The organism is Herbaspirillum lusitanum P6-12, assembly GCF_000256565.1.
Lineage (GTDB): Bacteria > Pseudomonadota > Gammaproteobacteria > Burkholderiales > Burkholderiaceae_D > Herbaspirillum > Herbaspirillum lusitanum.
The window spans coordinates 1-248 of the sequence record NZ_AJHH01000680.1; the positions used below are offsets into that span (position 1 = coordinate 1).

The 248-nt window shown below is 64.5% G+C and carries 1 pseudogene; it reads right to left on the bottom strand.

The annotated features are described in order from the left end of the window. Nucleotides 1-221 (bottom strand): annotated as a pseudogene (locus HLUSI_RS30090) (ABC transporter substrate-binding protein); the annotation flags it as partial. Nucleotides 222-248 lie beyond the last annotated feature (27 nt).

A 248-nucleotide genomic window follows, 5' to 3' on the forward strand; every position in this document is an offset into this window, starting at 1 on the left:
CGGCGCAGATGGAAGGTCAGCGTCTTGCTGTCCTTGGAGACGTCCCAGCTTTCCGCTAGCGCTGGGCGCAGCTTGAAGTCGTTGTCGTATTCCACCAGGCCGTCGAACACGTTGGCGCTGAAGAAGCCGGTCGGCGCTGCGGTGTTCAGCGCCGAGGTCAGGATCACCGGTTCGGGCTGGATGATCGCGGTCAGGGTGCCGCCGCGCGTCTGCGGCTTCATCGAGCAGGGCTTCGGCCTTCTTCGGAT